The organism is Leuconostoc palmae, from assembly GCF_019656075.1.
Classification (GTDB): domain Bacteria; phylum Bacillota; class Bacilli; order Lactobacillales; family Lactobacillaceae; genus Leuconostoc; species Leuconostoc palmae.
Genome location: NZ_BPKZ01000028.1, coordinates 1 through 505, shown reverse-complemented (window position 1 = coordinate 505; position 505 = coordinate 1). Strand labels below are relative to the sequence as shown.

The 505-nt window shown below is 31.1% G+C and carries 1 protein-coding gene; it reads left to right on the top strand.

What is annotated here, in order from left to right:
* The coding region (locus K5Q12_RS07085; protein ID WP_246570533.1) for a helix-turn-helix domain-containing protein at window positions 1-505 on the top strand (505 nt) is incomplete at both ends.

Genomic DNA, 505 nt, shown 5'->3' with positions numbered 1-505 from the left:
AAAAAATGTCTCTAACACAAATGGATTTGGCTAATAAATTGTTGGTCTCTAATAAAACCATATCTAATTGGGAGACAGGTAAAACGTTACCCGATATTGAAAATATTATTTTAATATCTAAGTACTTAAACTTGTCGTTAGATGATCTATTTTTGGGAGATGAAACTATGGTTGCAAAATTAAGAGAAAATCAACAAGAACGTAAATTTTATCGTGTGGTTACGATAAGCTTAGTCAGTGCAATGGTAGTTGGAACTATCGGTTATTTATTTTTAAAATTGTTCTATTCAACTAATGTGACTACCGTTGAATCAAACTTGTCTGACTATTTAGCTATTCCAATGCTTGTGTTAATCATATACATTCTAACAAAAATTAACTGGCATTCACTGATTAGTATCTTAAATAAAAAACTGATTATTGCCATAGGCCTGCTGATATTTTTGTATGCAGTTACACCAGTAATGGAAGTTATAGACGGTTTGATAAGAGGGTTTGTCGGATC